Annotated in this window: 18 protein-coding genes and 4 pseudogenes; 17 read left to right on the top strand and 5 right to left on the bottom strand. The window is 48.4% G+C overall.

What is annotated here, in order from left to right; genetic code table 11:
• From CHM34_RS06475 to CHM34_RS06460, 4 genes are all read left to right on the top strand, one after another.
• Positions 1-534, top strand: coding sequence for a TetR/AcrR family transcriptional regulator (locus CHM34_RS06475; protein ID WP_169713627.1), 534 nt, complete (start codon positions 1-3; stop codon positions 532-534).
• Positions 535-586: 52 nt separating this feature from the next.
• Positions 587-904 (top strand): DMT family transporter, encoded by a 318-nt coding sequence (locus CHM34_RS06470; RefSeq protein WP_094263771.1) that lies wholly within the window; start codon positions 587-589, stop codon positions 902-904.
• 282 nt (positions 905-1,186) lie between these two features.
• Positions 1,187-1,828: an SDR family oxidoreductase gene (locus CHM34_RS06465; RefSeq protein WP_094263770.1), complete on the top strand. Its 642-nt coding sequence runs from the start codon at positions 1,187-1,189 to the stop codon at positions 1,826-1,828.
• Positions 1,829-2,027: 199 nt separating this feature from the next.
• Entirely contained in the window at positions 2,028-3,437 is a 1,410-nt protein-coding gene (locus tag CHM34_RS06460) for a SpoVR family protein (RefSeq protein WP_094263769.1), read from the top strand.
• A 197-nt stretch (positions 3,438-3,634) separates the two neighbouring features.
• Here the strand turns inward: CHM34_RS06460 and CHM34_RS06455 are convergent, their stop codons facing one another.
• On the bottom strand, positions 3,635-4,156 hold the full coding sequence (locus CHM34_RS06455; RefSeq protein ID WP_141201643.1) for a sporulation protein: 522 nt from the start codon (positions 4,154-4,156) through the stop codon (positions 3,635-3,637).
• 275 nt (positions 4,157-4,431) lie between these two features.
• Positions 4,432-4,710, bottom strand: a pseudogene (locus CHM34_RS20150) (trypsin-like serine peptidase); the annotation flags it as partial.
• Between the two features lie 536 nt (positions 4,711-5,246).
• On the opposite strand from CHM34_RS20150, the gene CHM34_RS06445 reads away from it, so the two are divergent.
• From CHM34_RS06445 to CHM34_RS06430, 3 genes and pseudogenes are all read left to right on the top strand, one after another.
• Positions 5,247-5,471, top strand: a complete 225-nt coding sequence (locus tag CHM34_RS06445) for a hypothetical protein (protein ID WP_141201642.1) — start codon at positions 5,247-5,249, stop codon at positions 5,469-5,471.
• Positions 5,472-5,821: 350 nt separating this feature from the next.
• Positions 5,822-6,379: a thermonuclease family protein gene (locus CHM34_RS06440; protein WP_094263765.1), complete on the top strand. Its 558-nt coding sequence runs from the start codon at positions 5,822-5,824 to the stop codon at positions 6,377-6,379.
• Positions 6,380-6,824: 445 nt separating this feature from the next.
• A pseudogene (locus tag CHM34_RS06430) lies at positions 6,825-7,235 on the top strand (Imm70 family immunity protein).
• 1,157 nt (positions 7,236-8,392) lie between these two features.
• Here CHM34_RS06430 and CHM34_RS06425 read toward each other — a convergent pair.
• Entirely contained in the window at positions 8,393-8,746 is a 354-nt protein-coding gene (locus CHM34_RS06425; RefSeq protein WP_169713599.1) for a hypothetical protein, read from the bottom strand.
• Between CHM34_RS06425 and CHM34_RS06420 the strand changes: the two are divergent.
• The 3 genes and pseudogenes from CHM34_RS06420 to CHM34_RS06410 all read left to right on the top strand — a co-directional run.
• A pseudogene (locus CHM34_RS06420) lies at positions 8,708-8,922 on the top strand (SpoVR family protein); the annotation flags it as partial. The gene CHM34_RS06425 and the pseudogene CHM34_RS06420 sit on opposite strands and share 39 nt — an antisense overlap.
• Positions 8,923-9,017: 95 nt before the next feature.
• Positions 9,018-9,761: a DUF421 domain-containing protein gene (locus tag CHM34_RS06415; protein ID WP_338048647.1), complete on the top strand. Its 744-nt coding sequence runs from the start codon at positions 9,018-9,020 to the stop codon at positions 9,759-9,761.
• Positions 9,762-9,984: 223 nt separating this feature from the next.
• Positions 9,985-10,638 carry a YesL family protein gene (locus CHM34_RS06410; RefSeq protein ID WP_094263762.1) on the top strand — a complete coding sequence of 218 codons (654 nt, stop codon included), beginning with the start codon at positions 9,985-9,987 and terminating at the stop codon, positions 10,636-10,638.
• Between the two features lie 138 nt (positions 10,639-10,776).
• Here the strand turns inward: CHM34_RS06410 and CHM34_RS06405 are convergent, their stop codons facing one another.
• Together CHM34_RS06405 and CHM34_RS06400 are read right to left on the bottom strand one after the other, a co-directional pair.
• Positions 10,777-11,166, bottom strand: coding sequence for a VOC family protein (locus tag CHM34_RS06405; RefSeq protein WP_094263761.1), 390 nt, complete (start codon positions 11,164-11,166; stop codon positions 10,777-10,779).
• A 109-nt stretch (positions 11,167-11,275) separates the two neighbouring features.
• The gene (locus tag CHM34_RS06400; RefSeq protein WP_169713626.1) at positions 11,276-12,163 is read right to left on the bottom strand and encodes an AraC family transcriptional regulator; all 888 of its coding nucleotides are present in this window, start codon (positions 12,161-12,163) and stop codon (positions 11,276-11,278) included.
• Between the two features lie 590 nt (positions 12,164-12,753).
• Between CHM34_RS06400 and CHM34_RS06395 the strand changes: the two genes are divergently transcribed.
• The 7 genes and pseudogenes from CHM34_RS06395 (at position 12,754) to CHM34_RS06365 (ending at position 21,200) form a co-directional block, all read left to right on the top strand.
• On the top strand, positions 12,754-13,821 hold the full coding sequence (locus tag CHM34_RS06395) for a Gfo/Idh/MocA family protein (protein WP_094263759.1): 1,068 nt from the start codon (positions 12,754-12,756) through the stop codon (positions 13,819-13,821).
• A 16-nt stretch (positions 13,822-13,837) separates the two neighbouring features.
• Positions 13,838-14,824 carry a Gfo/Idh/MocA family protein gene (locus CHM34_RS06390; RefSeq protein ID WP_094263758.1) on the top strand — a complete coding sequence of 329 codons (987 nt, stop codon included), beginning with the start codon at positions 13,838-13,840 and terminating at the stop codon, positions 14,822-14,824.
• A gap of 75 nt (positions 14,825-14,899) precedes the next feature.
• Positions 14,900-15,736, top strand: coding sequence for a sugar phosphate isomerase/epimerase family protein (locus CHM34_RS06385; RefSeq protein ID WP_094263757.1), 837 nt, complete (start codon positions 14,900-14,902; stop codon positions 15,734-15,736).
• A gap of 187 nt (positions 15,737-15,923) precedes the next feature.
• The gene (locus tag CHM34_RS06380) at positions 15,924-17,210 is read left to right on the top strand and encodes an ABC transporter substrate-binding protein (RefSeq protein WP_240511907.1); all 1,287 of its coding nucleotides are present in this window, start codon (positions 15,924-15,926) and stop codon (positions 17,208-17,210) included.
• Between the two features lie 129 nt (positions 17,211-17,339).
• Positions 17,340-18,260, top strand: coding sequence for a carbohydrate ABC transporter permease (locus tag CHM34_RS06375; protein ID WP_439116314.1), 921 nt, complete (start codon positions 17,340-17,342; stop codon positions 18,258-18,260).
• Positions 18,261-18,340: 80 nt separating this feature from the next.
• Positions 18,341-19,112 (top strand): annotated as a pseudogene (locus tag CHM34_RS06370) (carbohydrate ABC transporter permease).
• An 807-nt stretch (positions 19,113-19,919) separates the two neighbouring features.
• A complete protein-coding gene (locus tag CHM34_RS06365) occupies positions 19,920-21,200 on the top strand; it encodes an ABC transporter substrate-binding protein (RefSeq protein ID WP_240511906.1) in 1,281 nt (426 codons plus the stop codon).
• Positions 21,201-21,222: the final 22 nt, after the last annotated feature.

Below are 21,222 nucleotides of genomic sequence, written 5' to 3'. Positions count from 1 at the left end.
TTGGACAACTGTTTTGAGCTGTTTGCCCGGGAAGGATACGCGTCTTTGACCATGCGTCGGATTGCCGATGATCTGGATGTTTCTACCGGAACATTGTACCATTATTTTTCCGGTAAGGAGGATCTCTTCTTCCAACTCGTGGAGTTTACGATATCCCACGACTTGTTTGACGCGGAAGACGCTCTCCGAGGGGCAGTGACGCCGAAACAGAGAATTGAAAACCTGTTCCGCTTTATTCAGGAACGGGAAAGTTATTTCTTAAACCAGTATTTTATCTGGATTGACTACTGTCGCCATGAAGCGGTAGACAGCAGGAAAGACCGTCGCCTGGAAGAGGCGATGGAACAGTACAAAGAAGGGATTTCCCGGATTTTGGACACTCGGGATCCTCAGTTGACGGAGTTCATCCTGGTTACCATCAACGGTTTGATCATCCAGCGTCTGCTCCATCGAAGAGGTCCTTCGTTGGAAGCATTGTCCAGATTGCCTCGGCGCTTAATCATTCGTTATATGGAGCAGGGTTTTCAGGGATGAACCCGGTACAATGATTGGATACGAGGCTGTCGTAGGATAGGGGGAGTGTATGATGAGCTGGATTTTCCTGATTCTTGCGATTGTCTTGGAAGTGACCGGGACCGTTTCGATGAAGCTGTCCGAAGGATTTACGAAACTGGTTCCCTCGGTCTTGATGTTTGTGTGCTATGGGTTGAGTCTGTTTTCGCTGACCATGGCCGTGAAAAAGATCGACCTCAGCCTTTCCTATGCCACTTGGGCCGGTTTGGGTACTGCTTTTGTCACCCTGGTCGGCATCCTGTGGTTCCAAGAAACGGCCAACGCTTTTAAGCTCGTTTCCCTCGCCTTGATCATCGTCGGAGTGGTCGGGCTGAAATTGGCCGATGCTTGAAGATGGGCTTACGGGTCAGTCGGGATGACGCTAAACGTACATCAAGCCCGAAGCGGAGCCACCTTTAACTCACTTGGAGGGATTGACAATCGCTGTCGCATATCTGCCGATTCCGGAAGATGATTAAAAGCCGCCTCATCAACAAAAGGGTGATGAGGCGGTTTTTTATTGGAGAGAAAAAGGAAAGGGACGACTGTTATCCACCGATTGTTTTTCTGACAGTCAAGCAGGGTATGATGGAACAAGGATGGGACAGTGAAAATCATAAAAGGAGATGGATGGATGAAGGTTTTAGTTATCGGGGCCAACGGAAAAACCGGCAGACAGCTGGTCGGACTACTGGGTGAAAGTGCCTCCCATCGGGTTCGAGCCATGGTTCGGGACGAAGAGCAGGTTCCCGCCCTGCAGGATCAGGGTGCGGAGGTTGTGGTGGCCGACCTGGAACAGGATTTCTCCCACGCCTTCGACGGGATCGAAGCTGTCATTTTTGCGGCGGGTTCTGGGGCTCACACCGGTCCGGAAAAAACAGAATCCGTAGATTATCAGGGAGCGGTTCGGTCGGTAGAAGAAGCGGAAAAGCACGGAGTGGACCGGTATATCATGTTGAGTTCCATCGCCGCCGACGACCCGGATCGTGGACCGTCCGCCATCCGCCATTATTTGAGGGCCAAAGGAAAGGCCGATGAGCGGTTGCAGCATAGTCGTCTCAATTATACCGTCGTCCGACCCGGAGGTCTGTCCAACGATCCGCCCCAAGGGAAGATTGAAGCCGCAGAACGGATCACCGATCTGTCAAGGAGAATCTCCCGAGCGGACGTGGCCGCCGTTCTCGCCGCCTGTCTCGATATCGAAAACACGTCCCGTCGTACGTTTGAGATTTTGGCCGGCGAGACACCGATCGAAGAAGCGTTGCAAACTGTTTGATATGGAAAGGCTTCCGCCCTGGCCGGCACCGAGGGCGGGGAAAGGAAGCAAAAAAGCCGGGCGGGGATGACCCTCGCCCGGCTTTTTGTCAGGGGATCATGGAAGAATCAGAACAAGGGGATGACCGGTTTTTTTGCACAACGTTTCCCCTCTTCCGGCGTATGATATAGGAAGAGTCCATGGGGAAGGGGAAATACGAATGGCCGATGATTTAAAGGCATTGGAGCGTTCCATCGGTGAGATTACGGAGATCGCCAAGGGTTTCGGCCTCGACTTTTACCCGATGCGTTATGAAATATGCCCCGCGGATATCATTTATACCTTTGGAGCTTATGGAATGCCTACTCGATTTTCCCACTGGAGTTTTGGAAAGGCATTTCACAAAATGAAAATACAATACGATTTCAATCTGAGTCGTATTTACGAGCTGGTGATCAACTCTAACCCTTGTTATGCGTTTTTGTTGAAAGGAAACAGTTTGATCCAAAATCAATTGATCGCTGCTCACGTTTTGGCCCATTGTGATTTTTTTAAAAACAATTTTCGCTTTTCCAACACATCCCGGGACATGGTGGAGACGATGGCGGCCAGTGCCGAGCGTATTCGCCGGTATGAGTCGAAATATGGAAAAGAAACGGTGGAAACCTTTCTCGACCATGTACTGGCCGTTCAGGAGCATGTGGATTCCAACCTGGTTCAGCCTCCGCGCCGCAGGAAAAAAGTCGACGAAAAACCGGACCGGGTGCCGGCTTATAAAACTCCCTACGATGATTTGTGGTCCCTGGATCGGAAGCCGGAAGCGGAGAAAAAGGAGAAAGTCGGGAAAAAGATTCCGGAAAAACCGGAAAAAGACCTTTTGTTGTTTATCATGAATCATAATCGAGACTTGGAGGATTGGCAGCAGGATATCCTGACGGTGATGCGGGAGGAGATGCTCTACTTTTGGCCGCAGATGGAGACCAAAGTGATGAATGAAGGTTGGGCTTCTTACTGGCATATCCGGATCTTAAGGGAGATGGATCTGTCGGAGGAGGAAGTGTTGGAATTCGCTAAACTGAATGCTTCCGTCATACAACCCTCCCGAACTTCGATTAACCCGTATTACCTGGGGCTGAAGCTGTTTGAGGATATCGAGCGCCGCTGGGATCATCCGACGAAAGAAGAGCGGGAACGTTACGGACGTGTGCCGGGACAGGGCCGGGAAAAAATTTTTGAGGTTCGGGAAACGGAGATGGATACCTCCTTTATCCGTAACTATTTGACTCGTGAGCTGGTGGAGGAGCTGGACTTGTACCTTTTTCAACGGACGGGCAACAAATGGACGGTTTCGGACAAAAAGTGGGAAAATGTGCGGGAGCAGTTGGTCTCTGAACGCATCAACGGAGGGCATCCCACCATTCTTGTGGAAGACGGCGACTATATGAATAAAGGGGAGCTCTATCTGAAACATTCCTATGAAGGTATCGAACTGGATGTCAAACATATTGAAAAAACGCTGCCACATGTGTATGCCCTCTGGGGACGGAACGTCCATATTGAGACGGTGATCGAAAATCGGGCCGTTCTGTTCAGTTACAACGGGAAAAAGTGTCTCCGCCGTTTTTTATAGAGGATATGCCGATGCTTTGGATAATGGGCCTGCTGAGGTTCTTCCCTGAAAAAAAGAATGTCGGGAAGCGGGTAAAGGAATTAGAGGAAAAAGGGTTCGATGCTTTCATCGATCTGTTGAAATATTAACAATGTATAAAAAGCCGAACGGTAAATCCCCGCTCGGCTTTTTTCTTTTACTATATGGAAAAGTAGCTTTTATTTTTCTGTTTTCTCTTCTTCCATCCTATTTTCATTTTCTATTGTTCTATTGATTTCTTTCAATTTAGGTGGTTTTCCAATGGAGAGAAAAAGTGAGGTTCCGTCTGGATATTTTTTCAATTCGTTTTGGATCCATTCTTCAGCCGCTAAGTTTTTGCTGGATGTAATGTATTTGACATAAGCACCTTTTCCACCTTCCTTGCAAATGGCCATGGGCCATTGGACCCGATCAAATCCTTTTTTGGGGGGAGTACCTTGCAAAGCTTTCTTTTTTCTTGTTTCCATACCCTTACGGTCAAGGGTACAGCTTTCGATTTTGGTTTTCACAAAAGCCGTTTGAAAAAATTGTGCTCTTTCTGGATACTCCTTCTCTGGAAAAAAGATAGGTTTTTCCTTTGTTTGTACCATGTCGGTTTTCTTTGTAGTTTGGGGCTCCCCTGTTTGAGGATTACTGTTCATGGAACAACCATTTATAAAAATAAGAAGAGTTAAGAACCAAACGCACCACGACTTTTTCATGAAATCCACCACCTCCTCCTGTTTAATGGACGCGGGAACGACCCATTAAGTTGCAACAACTCTAGGAAATATGAAGAGGCTGTTAAAGCAGCCCCATAGTACTAAATGCCATTTAATCCAGCCAGTAAGCAATGATTTCAATGGTTGACGAATTGAGTTTGCAAGCCCAAGCTCCTGGAGCATCCCCTGCACTGATAATCCCGATTTGTGTGGTTCCGACTCCACTTTTAGTATTCCAAAGTGGTCCCCCGCTCATCCCTCTCTTTTGGGAGGCACTAACATCGGAACGGAGGGGGAATAAAGTAGTTGTTATACCAACCAAGGCTATCTTGAGTGTTCACGACCGCAAAGTCATAACGCACATCCCCATAGTTGATCTTTCCTTCTCCATCTGGTTGGGCATCTTCAGTTGGACGTCCAGCCAACCTGAGTAGCCCAAGTGCTCCCATAAGGATACTCCGTCCTGGGCTCACTCTAATGGCGCTGGCGGCTACGTTGTTGTAGGTATCATAGACACAATGAGCCGCCGTCAAAACGGTATTCGGATCAACTAAGGTTCCGCTACACCGCTATCCGCTTCCATTCCTTTCTATATATAAATACACGGTTCCATTGTATGGACTTGCCGTGGTGTTTGAGATTCGGGACCAAGTAGCCATGATACTAATCGGAAAGGATTGATCCGATTTGTTTTTTTGATAGTTGGTTTGTAAGCACCGGATTCTTTAAGTTTCTTAATACTCTAGATGAGCAAAAGCGCACCAAGATATTTCCATTAACAAAAAAGTAGAGACATGATTGCTCTTTTGTGATATGGATAGAGTCACCACAACACATGCACACAAAGGAGCCAAGAATTTACCATACCCAAATGCCATATGCCAATATTTGAAGGGGCAGCGGTACGACCTGTATCTGTCCAAATCTGGCATTCAAGCACCTCGTCCATTTTATCGACGGTGTAACCCAGAAAGGCTACTCCGATATACATACCTGAGTCGCGAACGTCGACATCGCACGACGTTGAGCCATTTCCTTCACCGAGAGGTTTGGGACGAACAATGGATACAGGCATCTAAGTCAATGATCCTTGACACCGCGCCAGCTCTTTACCCGACAGACGTTTTTCCAGCAGATGAAGGAAAAATTCGCTTTTGATCGCTACCGGGTTCGGTTCGTTCGAGCCATCGAGCGCTTCTGGACTCTGCTGTTTTTGACCTATTTCTATTGTGCCGAAACGGGAGACGGGGACGAATCGCTGGGCCTCAAGCTCATCCGTAACCGACGGGAGCACGGGTTGGTCGATTGGATATAACGCCAGTCCCAACAAGCGGTACCACTGGAGCAAGTCAAAGAGCAGCTCAACATTGCTTAAACTAAGTGAATCTACAACTGGATATTTATGTTAGGAGATTTGCTCATCTAGAGACTAGAGTATATTTTGTTCTGGTGGAATTAAAATTCTTGAAAAAGGGTTAAAGGAGAGAGTCCTATGAAACGGGGCGGGGTGTGGTTTCTCGTATTGGCGTTAGTACTGATCGGGTGCAGCCAGAGTCAAACTATTGATAAGAAAGAGGAGGATAAGCCTAAAAGGATAGAAGTGGAACTAGTTGATCACATTGAAGGGGATATTACGAGGTTCAAGGTGAATGGAAAAAAGAGACAGTGAGGTATTTATTATTTGATACTCCAGAGACGAAGCACCCAGAAAAAGCAGAGCAGCCGCTGGGTCATGAGGCTAGTAATTATGTAAAGCAACAACTGACTAAAGCAGACAAGATTGAATTAGAGTTCGACGTCGAGAAAAGGGATAAATATGGTCGCTTGCTGGCTTATGTCTATACGGACGGGAAAAGTCTACAAATTCAAATGCTTAAAAAGGGCTTAGCAAGAGTCGCCTACATTTACAAGAGCCGCCGATACTTAAGGAAATTTCAAATTGCCGAACAGGTGGCTAAGAATCGGAAAAAAGGAATCTGGGAATGTCCCGGGTATGTTACAGGAGAAGGGTATAATTCGGAGAAGTGGTGTAAAGGAGAAAACTACGCAATGCCGGAACCACAAGAAGTGATTCCGAAGTATGATCCTAATGGTCCCGATCGGGACTGCTCCGACTTTGAGACCCAGAAGGAAGCTCAGGATTTCTTTGAAGCGACGGGTCCGGGGGATCCGCACGGGTTGGATGGGAATGGTGATGGTATCGTATGTGAACAGTTACCATGAGCAAAGCCATTTGTCATACAGATGCCACCTATATAGTAGAGGGACATTTGTTCCCTACTATATACACGGGCTATTTTTCCGCGGGCAACCCTTACTTTTTATCATTGATGGTAGCACCGCGCGATATGTAGGGGAACCAAATGAATGCGACTGAACGGTGCTACCGTCTCATCCGCCCTGTCGATCTGATGGGGCCGCTTTTTATATTGATATCTGTGTGTGTAAAAAACAATTGGGAGTGGAGTGCTATGGTTCGTTACAATGTGAGAGATTATGGTGCCGTTGGGGATAGATCGACAGATGAAACCAGTGCGATTCAAAATTTTTTAAGTCAATGTAAAGATGAGATGGTGGAGAGGTATACGTTCCACAAGGTGAATACCTCATTTCAGAATGTATCCGGAACTGTTGGTGGGTATGACGCTTTTAGGTAGAGGTGATAGGCATGGGAGTTAGCTTTCAAGTTGATTTTCTTCTTTATGAGATCGGAGCGGAATCTTTTCTCAACTCCTTCTTTTCAACGGTTGAGCATCATTTGGATCCAGACAAAGAGAAATATCCTCTAATCATACAGGATCTCTATATGGGGCGATTGGACTGGACAAAAGCAGATGATGCCTTGAAGGAGGCCAAAGAGATTCAAGAATAATTAAGTGCTTTTTCACCCGATCAAGTTGTTTGGGATATTGAAGATCTAAGTAAAAGGCCTTTTTGGGGAGACAATATCAGTTCCGATATAACGGATCTGGGAAACTACTTTGTAACCAGTGCTGGACAGGATTTTTTCGATGTATTGTATGAAGCTCTGGAAGATAGTAAAGAAGAAAAACAAGATCTTGAAATTGTTAATTTGTAAAGCACCCACTCGGGTGCTTTTTTCATGGAAAGGATGATATAGATGGTCGAGACCACTGTATGCGGTGATTGTAGAGATCCTGGCGTTTCCCTGCAGTCTCATTTGAACGGCCTGCATCTTCAGAGAGAAGGGACAATACTTGAATTTCTGTCTTTTTTTCGTCATGAAAAACACCCCTTAAAAGTAGTTCTGTTCACAGGGGGGGTTCCTGTGTCTACTTTAAGGGGCGCACATCATTATCCCCGCTCGGCTTTTTGTTTTTTGAATCCAGGGTTCATTCCTTATAGGTAGCTTGGAAACGCCGATTCTTACGGAAGAAGATGGGAAGGTCGTGAAGGTGTTTCAATGCCTCGTAGGTAGATTATAAACTCAAAAAAATAGATTTGTTGAACATAAGCCGACAGTTCGTCGTTTCAATGCCTCGTAGGTAGATTATAAACTTTGAAAACCTTTTGAACACCTTTACTTCCTAGGCGGGAGTTTCAATGCCTCGTAGGTAGATTATAAACCCCAAAAAAGCCCATAACAGAGCCATTTCTTTTCTACCCATAGGGTATACAAAAATCGGTTTTTTCTCAACTCCTTTTCTCGCTTTTCCTGTAGGAACGAGGGTTCTGCCGGATTTGCAAATGTCGTCGATCCCCGGGGGTTTTGACCCTACTGGACATCGACGACCATTTCGGTATACGAAGTAATATTGTGAAGTCACACGTTGTTTGTTGAATATACTCACATGAATCGTATATAATAAAGGGCAAGAGAGAACAGTCAGGGTTGCCCCACCGTGGGCCTGTAGCCGCTATCGAATGGCAGTTCGTTAGCGGCTTTTAACTTAACTGAGCCCAATCCAGAGGGTCAACGCTACTTCTTCCGGTGGCGATCCTGCCAGTCCAGGAAGAAGCGAGCAACGGCCACAAGTGCGACAATTAAAGCCGCGATCGCTTGAAGCCATTCCATGCGCCTCACCCCCTTTCGCCGTTAACTCGGCCCTGGGCGGTGAGGCTTTTTCGTTCTCTCTCACCCTATGAATATATTACTACATAGAAAGTTGGCTGAATAGAAAAAACCGGGCGATGTGGACCCCTGCCCGGTTTTGCTCAATTATTAGGTCTTAGTTAACCGTAACTTTGAGTATTCTAGATCCTTCTGGATGTTCATCATTTTATCTTCAAAGTGTGAACACCCGGTTCCCACGACGCTGGTGTTTCCAAGGTATATTCTCCGACTTCATCCGACTTGGTTTTTTTTAATACTGTCCCATCTTTAACGAGTTCTACATTCACGCTGGGGAGTGTAACTCCTGTAATTTTGACAGTCTCACCAGGAGACAAATCCATTGGTTTTTCAATAATTGTAATACCAATAGGCTTTTTCGGTGACTTTTCTTTTGTCATACCAAGGCATTTCACAAAATGAAAATACGATACGATTTCAATCTGAGTCGTATTTACGAGCTGGTGATCAACTCTAAAAAACCGGAAAAAGACCTTTTGTTGTTGATCATGAATCATAATCGAGACCTGGAGGATTGGCAGCAGGATATCCTGACGGTGATGCCGGAGAGATGCTCTACTTCTGGCCGCAGATGGAGACCAAAGTGATGAATGAAGGTTGGGCTTCTTACTGGCATATCCGGATCTTAAGGGAGATGGATCTGTCAGAGGAGGAAGTGTTGGAATTCGCTAAATGGGCCTGCTGAGGTTCTTCCCTGAAAAAAGAATGTCGGGAACAGATATATGGAACCGGTTTTCCTCCAACGAAGGAAAACCGGTTATTTTTTTGATGGTTGCGTATGCTACGGGTTGTAGATGGAGGGATAACTATATGGGAGTTCTGATAGTTCTGGGCAGGACGTTGGCGTCATTTCTTGTTCTATTAATAATGACGCGGTGGATGGGAAAAAAACAGATGAGCCAGCTGACCTTTTTTAATTACATTACAGGGATCTCCATTGGATCAGTGGCCGCTAATACCGCTTTTAACCGGAATACCCCATTTTTTGAGGGGGTAGCCAGCTTGATTGGTTGGACGGCCTTAACCGTGGTAATGGGTTATGTAGGACTAAAGTCATCCAAAGCACGAATCGCACTTGATGGTGAACCCACTATTGTGATCCGGGATGGAAAAATTTTAGAGAAAGCAATGGCTGCTATGAGATTAAACATGGATGACCTAAATATGCTCCTCCGGGAACAAAATATCCATTCAGTTCAAGATGTGGATCATGCTGTCCTGGAACCGAATGGGAAACTGTCCGTCATCAAAAAACCGGAAAAAGAGTCGGTGACAAAACAAGAAATGAACGTAATGACAGTCAAACCACTCTACATGCCAACCGAAATCATCGTGGACGGAAAAGTCGTCCGAAGGAACCTGCAGGAACTAAATCTGACACCGGAATGGCTGAATGTTCAACTTCAACAATCCGGCATACGTATTGAGGATGTATTTTATGCGGAAATCCAAAATGACGGAACCCTTTATATCGACAAGCGGGAGGATCAAGATCCTAACCTCTCTCATTAAGTCTTCCGGGGTTCGACCGGCTTGGAGGCAACCTATATACTATATAGGTTCATGCATATCCGACTCAGCAAAACGATAAAAAGCCGGGTGGGGTATCCCTGCCCGACTTTTTTGTTCCAGATCAAGGTTGCTTAAAGGGACACTAGGATCAACCCCTTATGTTATAATAATTGCCAATATACAAATAAATGATTGCCACACAAGGGAACAGGAGGTTCAGGGAATGGAACTGGGAGGATTGATGGGCGTTCTTTATCGCATTTCGGAATGGATCATGCGGCTGGCTTACGTCAATCTGCTTTGGATTTTGTTTACGCTGGTAGGACTGGTCTTGTTTGGAGCAGTACCTGCGACGGCGGCGATGTTTCAGGTGATACGAAAATGGGTGATGGGAAATGGGGATATTCCCATATTCGCAACCTTTTGGAAAACATATCGATCTGAATTTATTACTGTGAATCTTTTGTGGCTCATTTTAGTGGGGATCGGTTTTGTTTTATATGTGGATTTCCTTTACTTCGGTTCGATGGGTGGATTCGCATTCCAATGGCTTCAGTTTGCCATTGTCAGCGTTTTTTTGATGTATCTGATCACCCTGATGTATATTTTTCCGGTTTTTGTTCATTATGAGTTGAAAACGCTTCAATTTATCAAATATGCCTTTATATTGGGGATTACGAACCCGCTCCAAACGTTGATGATGGCGATTGGGGGCGTTGCCGTCTGTTTGATGATCAGGTATTTTCCCGGGTTGCTTCCGTTTTTCAGCGGGAGCGTGTTGGCTTTTTTGTGGATGTGGTTGGCGTACCAGGCTTTTTGCAAAATCGAACGCCGTTTTCAGAACGGATCGGAGGAGCGGCGTCTTCAACCTGAATGAAAGGGAACAAACCGATCTCATCGACGAATCCGAATACCTGACCTTTATGATCACGATTATTCCACAGGCAATTCTTCTTCTTGAAACATAAAAGGACGGGGTTCCCTGGGGGAACCCCGTTTTTCCGTTGGGACTTTTTTAAAGGCCCTTTGGCTCCACGTTCATCTCTATCACGTTTCCGTCGGGATCACAGCAGTAGATTTGAGGCCAGCCAGTGATGCTTTTCGGGTTTTCCTTATAGGGAATTCTCAGCTTTTCCAGGTGTCGGATCGTTTCATGATAATCCTTGACCCGTACGGCAAAATGGCCGTCCCTGGAATTCACCTGATTCGATCCCCGCAAAGTTCGGGTGTTCGGATGGACAATCAGGTGGAGCTGTTGGGATCCGATTTGGAACCAGGCTCCCGGGAAATCGAAATTCGGCCGCTGGATCTCTTCCAATCCGAATACATCTTTATAAAATGATTTCGCCTTTTGCAAATCGGTGACGGAGATGCTGACATGGTGGATCGATTGGCTCTGAATCATCTTTCTTTTCCTCCCTTTGGTAGTAGTTTTGTTCCTTCCGGTCATTGAAGGAATCCATCGTGATCTATCTGAGACTCCGTGGCCGCAATCGTTGGATTATAATGAAAACTCAATCAAAAATAATGTGATTAATCGGTGTTTTACATTGACGAAAAGTTCCGGCCGACATTCCCATCATCTTTTGAAAGACTTTGTTGAAATAGTTGTCATTGGAAAAACCGACTTCAGTGGCTATTTTTTTTATCGGAAGATTCGTATTGAGTAGAAGCTGAGTCGCTTGTTCGATGCGAATCTTGGTTAAAAACTGGATCGGCGTAGCATGGAGATATTCATTGAATTGTTTAATCAAGTAATACTTGGACAGGGATGAAGCTTTCGCCATGTCATTTAAAGTAATCGGGTGATGAAAGTTTGTTTGGATAAAGGATACAGCCTGTGCAACATGGACGGGCAGCGCTTTTGTCTTTTCTAGCTTTTTGGCAAATCGATAGCACTCCATGATAAACTCGTATCCTCTGGCAGAAGCGTGGTAAGCATCAGTTATTTTTCTGTCCACTGTTTCCCGGTAGGTCTTTAATAAAAGACGAATTAGCTTGGAGTCCGGGTCAATCCGCAAAATGGGCCCGATGGTATCCTGTAGAAAGCTCCAGCATTGCTCCGCCAGTTCTCCTTGTAACGTAATAAAGACAAAGTCCCACTTTTCACTGTGTGACGGTATATAATAACGATGATCACTAGGCACTTTGACAATGAAAGCTTCCCCGGGATGAATTGGATGAATCGTCTGCCCCAGTTCAAGGATCCCCGATCCTGAAAGGGTGTATTGAAAGATGAAATTAGTGTCTTTTTCCCGCAATAAGCCATCCCAGTAATAATCGGTAGAAGTCCTTTCTTCTCGGCCGATATATTTAATGCGGGTGAGATCGCCGGGAAGTTGTTCTTGGAAACTGAAGCCAAAGCTGCCCTCTTCCTGCTTAAGGGCATTTATTTCATACACCGGGCTCCCCCTTTCCGTTTGAGAACAATTTTTCACCCTCTAATGACACTTTATTACTGTTGATGCCTTAATTGAAAGCGCTTTATAATGGATTATAACAGTTCGAAGCCTGCGTTGAAACATGATAGGAAGAAACAATTTTTTATCGTATTAGTGCATGATTCATTTTTACTCGTTGTTTGCAAGTATAGTCTAAGCGTAATATTCAGAATTTAAAGCCGGAGGTGGTATTCAACCGGGACTCATCGGGCAAAAGGAGGGGGGAAGCGATACGAATCCCGACGCATATGCTGAGCGACTATCGTGGCGGGTGATATAACCGAGTCTAGAGAGATCCGATATGCTTTTTATAGCCCCTCAAAGGAAAAGTGCGTTGCCCCGGATTGGTGCAAACTTTAGGGTTTGTAGGAAGTCATGTTGTTGGGTAATGTTTTCCGGAAGAGACGGTTGAAAAAGTGGTGAAAACGATGTAGTGGATAATGGATCTGAGTTTCCGAACTGAAGCCGGTCTCTCATCTGTAAGCGAGTTCAATGTGAACCGGGTTTGATCGGATAAATGGAGAATCCGCTGGAAAGGAGACAACCACCAAATGACGGATGTATTGCGGATCGGCATTATCGGAGCAGGTGGAATCGCCAGAGAAGCCCACCTCGTCAATTACCAAAAATGCGGCAAACGGGTAGAGGTTGTGGCTGTGGCTGATGTGGTCGAGGAAACGGCGAAGGAATGTGCGGAATGGTTCTCTATTCCCCATGTCTTCACCGATTATGAACAGATGCTGGAAAAAGTGGAGCTGGATGCAGTCAGTGTGTGCACCCCCAATAAATTTCACGCTCCAGCTGCGATTGCTGCCCTTGAGGCCGGTTGTCATGTCCTCTGCGAAAAACCGCCGGCCATGACGGCCGAAGAAGCGGAGCGAATGGCCCAGACTGCCGAATCAGCGGGGAAGATCCTCACCTATGGATTTCACTACCGCCACGCGCCGGAGGTGGAGGTGCTGAAACGGTTTGTAGACGCCGGTGAATTGGGAGAGGTCTACGCGGGGCGGGTTCATGCCCTTCGTCGCCGAGGGATCCCCGGATGGGGTGTGTTTACTAATAAAGAGCTGCAGGGGGGCGGCCCTCTGATCGACATCGGAGTTCATATGCTGGACACAGCACTGTACTTGATGGGTTACCCGGAACCGGATCTGGTCCTGGGCAGCACCTACCAAAAGCTCGGCAACCGCAAAGGGGTCGGTGTATTAGGAGAGTGGGACTGGGAGAATTTTTCCGTAGAGGATATGGCCCGGGGGATGATCCGCTTTAAGAACGGAGCGACCTTGATTCTGGAGACCGCCTTTGCCGCCAACCTGGATCAATTGGAAGAGATGAACGTCACCCTGATGGGGGTCGAGGGCGGTGCCGATGTGTTTCCGCTGGGGATTTACCAGGAAAAACATGATACCCTGGTCAATCTCACTCCCGCCCATTTGCCCCAAAAAGGATACCACGAGCGGGAGATTGAGCGGTTTGTAGACAGCTGTCTCACCGGGAGCCAACCCCTGTCCACCCCGCGTCAGGGAGTCGTCCTGCAACAGTTGATTAATGCGTTGTATCAATCCGCGGAAACCGGCGAACCGGTCAAGTTGGAGTCGGTAAAAGCGGATTCCCGTTAGGAGTGTGGATGATTTGATGTTGAATATTGGATTTATCGGTGTCGGTGGAATTGCCGAGGTGCATTTACGCCATATCAGCGGGATGGAAGGGACCCGCGTTGCCGGTATCTACGATGTCAATACCGACCGAGCGGAGGAGATCGCGCGGAAATATGAAGGGAAAGTGTACCCCTCCCTGGAGGCTCTGTTGGACGGTGAAAAGTTGGATGCCGTCTATATCTGTGTCCCGCCTTTTGCCCATGGGGACATCGAAGCGGCGGTAGTGGAACGCGAGCTCCCGATGTTTGTGGAAAAGCCGATCTCCATTTTCCGCGATCCGGCGGAAAGAATCCTAAAGATGGTTCAAGAGAAGGACTTGTTGACTTCCGTCGGTTATCACTGGCGTTATTCCGAAGCGGCGAACAAAGCCAGGGTGGCTCTGCAATCTCAAAAACCCGGAATGGTGCTGGGTTACTGGCTCGGGGATATGCCGATGGTCGGCTGGTGGCGGAAACGGAATCGGTCCGGCGGACAGATGGTGGAACAGACCACCCATATTGTGGATCTGGCTCGCTATCTGGTGGGTGAAGTGACGGAAGTGTATGCGGTCTACGGATACGGGGAGTTAAAGGATTCCGTCGAAGGGGTGACCATCCCGGATGTCGGCTCGATCACCTTGAAGTTTGATAACGGCGCCGTGGGCACGATTTCCAACACCTGTGTGTTCGATCAGTTTTACCATACGGTCGGCCTGGATATCATCACCCGGGACCTTGTCCTGGAAGTCCGCGGCGACAGTGTGACCGAGCGCAAAAAAGGAGAAACGTATCAGCGGCGAAACGGGTCCGACCCGTATTATGAGGAAGATATCGCTTTTATCGAGGCGGTAAAAACCGGCGATCGATCGCGGATCCGTTCCAGTTATGCGGATGGATATCGAACCCATCAGATCACCGTCGCTGCCAACGAATCGGCGGAGAAAGGCCAGCCGATCCAATTGCAAATCGAAGTACCTCATCGATAAGCGCGATCAATCTCGGGGTGCGGTTCTCCTCTGTTGCGGGTACCGCCGCTTCCCAATGAAAAAAGGTGGGTGACCATGCATCCTTGTCTAAATCCTTCCCTTATTTCAACAAAAGAACTGACGGGATATCTCGGTGTAGCCCAGCATGCCGGTTTTGAATGGGTGGAGGCCGATATCGGGGACATCCGGAAGCGGGCCGAACAGACGAGTCCGCAAGAGGTGGTCGACCTGTTTGCTTCCCGGGGTGTCCAGCTGGCCAGCTTCGGGCTTCCGGTCAACCTCTCCGGTGATGAAGCTTCTTTTCGGGACGGATTGGCCCGGCTGGACAGGAATGCGGGGTTGGCGATGATGCTGGGGTGCGGTCGCTGTATGACATGGCTCCGGCCCTCGGTGGATGCGCTTCCGGTACCTTATGCCAGCCGCATCGCGCACCGTCTTCGGCTTTGTGCCGAAGTGTTGGCCGCCTATGGTATTCGGTTGGGGCTTGAGTTCGTCGGTCCACACCATCTTCGGCACAAGGCCTATCCCTTCGTATATACGATCAATGACACTCTGGAGTACATCGAAGGGATTGGGGCGCCCAATATCGGCCTGGTCGTCGACAGCTACCACTGGTACACCACCGAGTCGAGTATTGCTGACATCGCCCGCATTCCCGCCGGCCGTCTCGTCTTGGTCCATGTGAATGACACGGATCGGTCTCCGGCAAAAGCAGACGACCATGAGCGTCTGTTGCCAGGGGAGGGGCGGATCGATCTGACCAGCTTCTTCCGGGGGCTGGACCAAGCCGTGTACAATGGCCCCGTGTCCGTGGAAGTCTTGCGCAAACAGCCCTTTGCAGAACCGGAGTCCGAGATTGCGGAGAAGGCCTTCCGTGCGGTTGCAGGCCTGATCGAGGAAAACCGATCATGAAGGAAACAGGGTCCCACTCGGCGATCGGGTGGGACGATTCCATCTACGTGTTTCAGGTTGACCGGAAACATCGAAGGGCGTCTGTAGCATGCGCCACGATCAGGATGGAGAAAGAATCGGGCTTTTGAACCCTGAATTTTTTAAAAACACATTATTCCGAATGTTCGGTTAAATGGGAGGGGAAACCGTGCGCAATTTATCCATCTCCGGGAAAAGAGTCCGCAAGTTGAAGGCATCCGTCATGATCGTTGTCCTGCTTTTGGCTGCCTGCAGTACAGGCGTCATGACGGATGACTCCAGCGAAAAAGTGACGTTAACCATGTGGTTTTGGCGGGGTTCCGGCTTTGAAAAGATTATCCCCGAATTCGAAAAAGCACACCCGAACATCGATATCCAACCGCAGATCATGCGGTTTGATGACGCTCACTCCAAACTGTTCACCACGTTGTCCGCTGGCTCAGGAGCACCGGATATCGCGATGGTGGATATATCCCAGCTCGATTCCTTTTTGCAGTATCCCGGGATGTTTTACAACCTGAACGATTTTGGTGCTCCATCGATCAAGAACCGGTATCTCGACTGGAAGTGGAACCAGGCGGTCAGGGGGGATCATGTGGTGGGGCTTCCGACGGATATCGGACCGACGGTGATGTATTACCGGAAGGATCTCTTTGAGAAGGCGGGGTTGCCGACGGAGCCGGATGAGGTGACGAAGCGGATCCAAACCTGGGAGGACTATATCGAGGCTGGCATTCAGCTGAAAAGAGAAACGGGCAAGTATATGATCTCCAGTCCGTGGCACTTCTTCATGGCAGTGCGTGATCAGGGGGATCACCCCTACTTCAACCGGAAGAACCAGTTGGTGTTAGGAACGGATCCCCAGACCAAGAAAGCGTGGAACCTTATGATTGAAGTAAAGGAGAAAGAGATCGCCGGGACGTATGGAGACGGTACTCCGGAGGAAGGCGCTGCGCTGAACAAGGGGGATGTCTCCACCGTCCTTTCCGCCGCTTGGAAGAAAGGCCACATCGAGTCCAACGCCCCTGACGCCAAAGGGAAGTGGCGGGCCGCGTTGATGCCGGAGGGGACGGCCAATATGGCCGGATCGTTTTTAACCTTGCCCAAACAAGGGAAGCATCCGGAGGAGGCTTATCAAGCGATCCAGTGGCTTCTCGCTCCGGAACAGCAACTAGATATATTTGAAGATGAAGGAAATTTCCCTTCCACCCCGTCCGTCTACGATGATCCTGCCATTCATGACACATCCTACGAGTACTGGGGCGGTCAAAAGATGGGCCGGTTGTTCGCTAAAGCGGCGAAAAGGGCAAAAGCCAACTACATGGGTCCCGAATACAGGGCGGTCGATTCCCTTGTGGAGGAGCAGATCGACTTGATCATCCATTCAGACAAGGACCCAAAACAAGCCTGGAAAGATCTATTGGAACGGGTGCAAAACCAGTTGAAAAGAGGATGATCTCTTTCCAACTTCCCGCCGAAGGTGAGCAAGGGACTCGGTTGCCGTACAGACCTTGATTTACCATATTCACTTCGGTCTTGACCCGATTCTAAGTGAGGAGGTTTTCATATGGCTATCCACCCCAGTATGCCAAGGCATTTGCCCCCGACGCCCCGCAAACGAGGGGGAGGCATCTGGCAGGAAATCAAGAAAAACACCTCCGTCTACGCCTTTATCTCCCCCTTTTATCTCCTCTTTTTCGTTTTCGGTTTTTTTCCGATTCTGTTTTCCTTCTATCTCGCCTTTCAGTCCTGGGACGGGCTGGGGGAAATTCGGTTTGTGGGGATGCAAAACTTCGAAGCTCTGGTTCAGGATCCGGTGTTCTGGACCTCCGTCGCCAACACTTTCATCATTTGGATCCAGTCGACGGTACCGCAGTTGATCTTGGCGATGATCCTGGCATTTCTGCTGAACGCGGCTTTTGTCAGGTTTAAAGATTTCTTCCGGGCCGTCTATTTTGTACCCAATATCACCTCCATCGTGGCCGTGGCGATTATCTTCGCCTCCTTTTTCGGTACCGAATACGGTTTGATGAATGCGCTTCTGCGCCTAATCGGATTGGAACCGATTAACTGGCTGCAGTCCCCGGGATGGATTAAAACGGCAATCGCCACGATGGTTATCTGGCGCTGGACCGGTTATAACACCATTATCTACCTGGCCGGATTGCAAAGTATTCCTAACGACTTGTATGAAGCGGCCAAGATCGACGGGGCGAGCCGGGTGCAGATGTTCATGTATATCACGGTTCCAATGTTGAAACCGGTGATCCTGTTCACCGTCATTCTGTCGACCATCGGTGGCATGCAGTTGTTTACGGAACCCCAGGTGTTGACATACGGGACCGGCGGGACCGGAAACGGAGGGCTCACTCTCGTGCTCTACCTCTACAACCAGGCCTTCGTCAACCACTACTACGGATACGCCTCCGCTATCGCCTGGGCACTTTTCCTACTGATCGTCGGATTTTCCTTCATCAACTGGAAGCTTATTTCCCGGAATGGATAGCCTTGATGAAAGGAGCGGAAAAGACAATGTCCCGAGATGTAGGTGAAAAGCGGTTTTCAGCGGGGAGAGTCATTCTTCACATGGCCCTTCTGGCCGGGGCGGCCTTGTCCCTGTTTCCGCTGTACTGGCTGTTGGTTATGTCTACCCGGACGTCCGCCCAAGCTGGTTCCGGGGACTGAACTGATGGTGAATGTCGAGAAGGTGTTGGATTTGATCCCGTTTTTCCAATCCTTCTTCAACAGCTTGTTCGTCGCGACGTTGCACACTCTGCTCGTTCTCTTCTTCTGTTCCCTAGCGGGTTTCGCCTTTGCCAAGTTTCAATTTCCGGGGAGAAATATCCTGTTCGTTTTTCTGCTGGCAACGATGATGCTTCCCCATCAGCTGGGGCTGGTGCCATCCTTCATTATCATGACAAAGTTGGAATGGGTCAACTCCTTCAAAGCCTTGATCATTCCCAATGCTGCCAACGCCTTCGGTATTTTCTGGATGCGACAATATATATCGACGGCGGTCCATGATGATCTCTTAAACGCCGGGCGAATTGACGGTTGCAACAATTTTCAGCTGTATTGGCGGGTGGTACTGCCCATCGTAAGGCCCGCCTTGGCCACATTGGCATTGATCACCTTTTTGCAGTCGTGGAACGACTATATGTGGCCCCTCGTCGTGTTGAGCGATCAGGCCAAATATACATTGACGGTTGCCATCGCATCCCTGAACGGTGTCTATACCCACGACTACAGTATGATCATGGCTGCTACCTTGATGGCGACCGTTCCGTTGATCATTGTGTTTTCCTTTTTTAGCAGGCAGTTTATCTCCGGTCTGATGGCCGGTTCGATCAAGGATTAAACATCGCAGTCCGGACCCGGACCGAAAACAAAAAGGGCCTGTGGAGAATGGGTATCCCAGATTCTTTCATTCGGCCCCCCATGTAGAGTCTTACGGCGCTCTCGAGGCAGAATAGAATGGGTTCCCTCCCAGAAAAAGAGAGGTTCATTATTCAACGGGCTCCTCCTTTCCGTTTGAAAACAACTTTTTACCCTTCCATGACACTTTATTACTGTTGATGCTCTGATTGAAAGCGCTTTATAATAGATTAAAACAGTTCAAGGCCGCGTTGGAACATGAAAGGAAGAAACAATTTTTTATCGTGTTTGTGCTTCATTCATTTCTACTCGTGTCGTACCCAGCTGGATTAAACATTGGAGCCCCTTTATACAGGTTGAATATTACGAATTTACAGTCATAAGAGCGGTATTCATCCGGGACTGAAGCGTTTTGAAAAAGCCCCTGTTCGGGAGGGTGAGCTTTTCACACGGAGTGCCTTTGGCTTGTCAGAACAACGAAACGGAGTGTGAAACCTCGCCCACTCATCGACGTGCTAAATCATAACGCTTCTAGTACCCCTTCAGGCCACTTGGTTCTGTCTTTCTGGAAGGATGGCTACAGGAACGGTCGGAGCCGGTTTTCCCCTTCGCTTCGCATCGACAGATGAAGGCGCTCCGTGAAAAACCGGTCCCTCCCTCGTCGGAAAACACGATTGACTTTCTCAGAAGGGGCACTAGTGTACGGCCTGCCAGCACGATCCCTCAGCAAGGTAAAAGCAGAACAAGGTTGCCTGAAGGGACACGAATCGAGCAAAAGGAGAGATTCTTTTTGTTCCGCTTTGGAAAGAGATTGCTGTTCCTGATTGGGTTGGTGTTGTCTGTGGTTTTTTTACAAGCTTGCTCAGGGAGCGCCGGCAATACCGCCAAGGTAAAACTGACTATGTCCGCTTGGGGAAATCCGGCCGAACTGAAAGTTTATCAAAAAGCGATTGATGCTTACATGAAGGAGAACCCGGAAGTAGACATCGAGTTGATTCCGATTGCGAGTGACGGCTATGAACAGAAGCTGATGACTCAGCTGACCGGTAACAGCGGAGCCGATCTCTTCTATGTCGGGGCGGAATATATGTCGCGTGTAGTGGAAGGAGACGCCGCTGAACCGTTGACATCGTTTTTAAACTCGGAGGAAAGCGACACGAGTCCCGACGCATATGCAGAGGGGCTCTGGGGTGCTGCGAAGAAAGACGGGGAAATTTACGGGGTACCGGTGGACTGTAACCCGCTGGTCATGTATTACAATAAAGACTTGTTCAAGGAGCTTGGAATAAAGACGCCACAACAATATTACGATGAAGGCAAGTGGAACTGGGATGCCTTTAAAGAAGTGACAACGGAGCTGAAAAAAGGAGGTAAAAAAGGATATATACAGGAAAATACCTTGCAACAGGTTGAAAGCTGGATCTGGTCAAACGGCGGCTCCGTTTATGATGACAACGGTCAGTTGGTGCTCGACAAAAATAAGGAAGCCCAAGAAGCGATTGCTTTTATGAACAGTCTGGTACAGGAAGGAAATGCGGTGTATGCCGGAACGCTCCCGGAGGGTCAAGGACTAGATGCGATGTTTCTTTCAAAACAAGTGGGCATGATTTCAGCGGGACGTTGGTTAACTCCGATGTTCCATGAAGCCGGGGTCCATTTCGATTACATTCCTTGGCCGACCAATACCGGGAAAAAGACAGAGCCCGTGGCGATCCCCACCGCTTATCTTTCAGTCAATGCCCATTCAGAACACAAGGAAGAAGCGATGAAATTTCTTTCTTTCTACGTTTCCGAAGCGGGTCAGACTGCCAGGCTGTCCGGTATCGGAAATGCCATTCCTTCCGTGACCGGTATTGATGATATCGTGACGGATGAGCCGCCGCATACCGACTATATGAACGAAGCAAGAGAAACCGGCTATGCTCACGGAACCCCTCAAAGCAAAAGTGCGTTGACACCCGGATTGGTAAACGAGCTTCAGGATTTGTATGAAGTCATGTTACTGGGTAAGGCTTCTCCGGAAGAAACGGTTGAAAAAGTGGTAAAAACGATACAATCGATGTCCAAGTAGCATCACCGTCAACGCGATGGGA

This window comes from Paludifilum halophilum (assembly GCF_002245355.1).
In the GTDB taxonomy this organism is placed as follows: Bacteria; Bacillota; Bacilli; order Thermoactinomycetales; family DSM-45169; genus Paludifilum; species Paludifilum halophilum.
Note: the sequence above shows the minus strand (reverse complement) of the source record. Positions and strands in the feature narration are given on the sequence as shown.

Bases quoted from the DNA above. Each gene is read 5' to 3' on its own strand.
- CHM34_RS06470 (WP_094263771.1), top strand. From the start codon at position 587: ATGAGCTGGATTTTCCTGATTCTTGCGATTGTCTTGGAAGTGACCGGG.
- CHM34_RS06465 (WP_094263770.1), top strand. From the start codon at position 1,187: ATGAAGGTTTTAGTTATCGGGGCCAACGGAAAAACCGGCAGACAGCTG.
- CHM34_RS06460 (WP_094263769.1), top strand. From the start codon at position 2,028: ATGGCCGATGATTTAAAGGCATTGGAGCGTTCCATCGGTGAGATTACG.
- CHM34_RS06455 (WP_141201643.1), bottom strand. From the start codon at position 4,156: ATGAAAAAGTCGTGGTGCGTTTGGTTCTTAACTCTTCTTATTTTTATA.
- CHM34_RS06425 (WP_169713599.1), bottom strand. From the start codon at position 8,746: ATGATTCATGATCAACAACAAAAGGTCTTTTTCCGGTTTTTTAGAGTT.
- CHM34_RS06415 (WP_338048647.1), top strand. From the start codon at position 9,018: ATGGTTGCGTATGCTACGGGTTGTAGATGGAGGGATAACTATATGGGA.
- CHM34_RS06410 (WP_094263762.1), top strand. From the start codon at position 9,985: ATGGAACTGGGAGGATTGATGGGCGTTCTTTATCGCATTTCGGAATGG.
- CHM34_RS06405 (WP_094263761.1), bottom strand. From the start codon at position 11,166: ATGATTCAGAGCCAATCGATCCACCATGTCAGCATCTCCGTCACCGAT.
- CHM34_RS06395 (WP_094263759.1), top strand. From the start codon at position 12,754: ATGACGGATGTATTGCGGATCGGCATTATCGGAGCAGGTGGAATCGCC.
- CHM34_RS06390 (WP_094263758.1), top strand. From the start codon at position 13,838: ATGTTGAATATTGGATTTATCGGTGTCGGTGGAATTGCCGAGGTGCAT.
- CHM34_RS06385 (WP_094263757.1), top strand. From the start codon at position 14,900: ATGCATCCTTGTCTAAATCCTTCCCTTATTTCAACAAAAGAACTGACG.
- CHM34_RS06375 (WP_439116314.1), top strand. From the start codon at position 17,340: ATGCCAAGGCATTTGCCCCCGACGCCCCGCAAACGAGGGGGAGGCATC.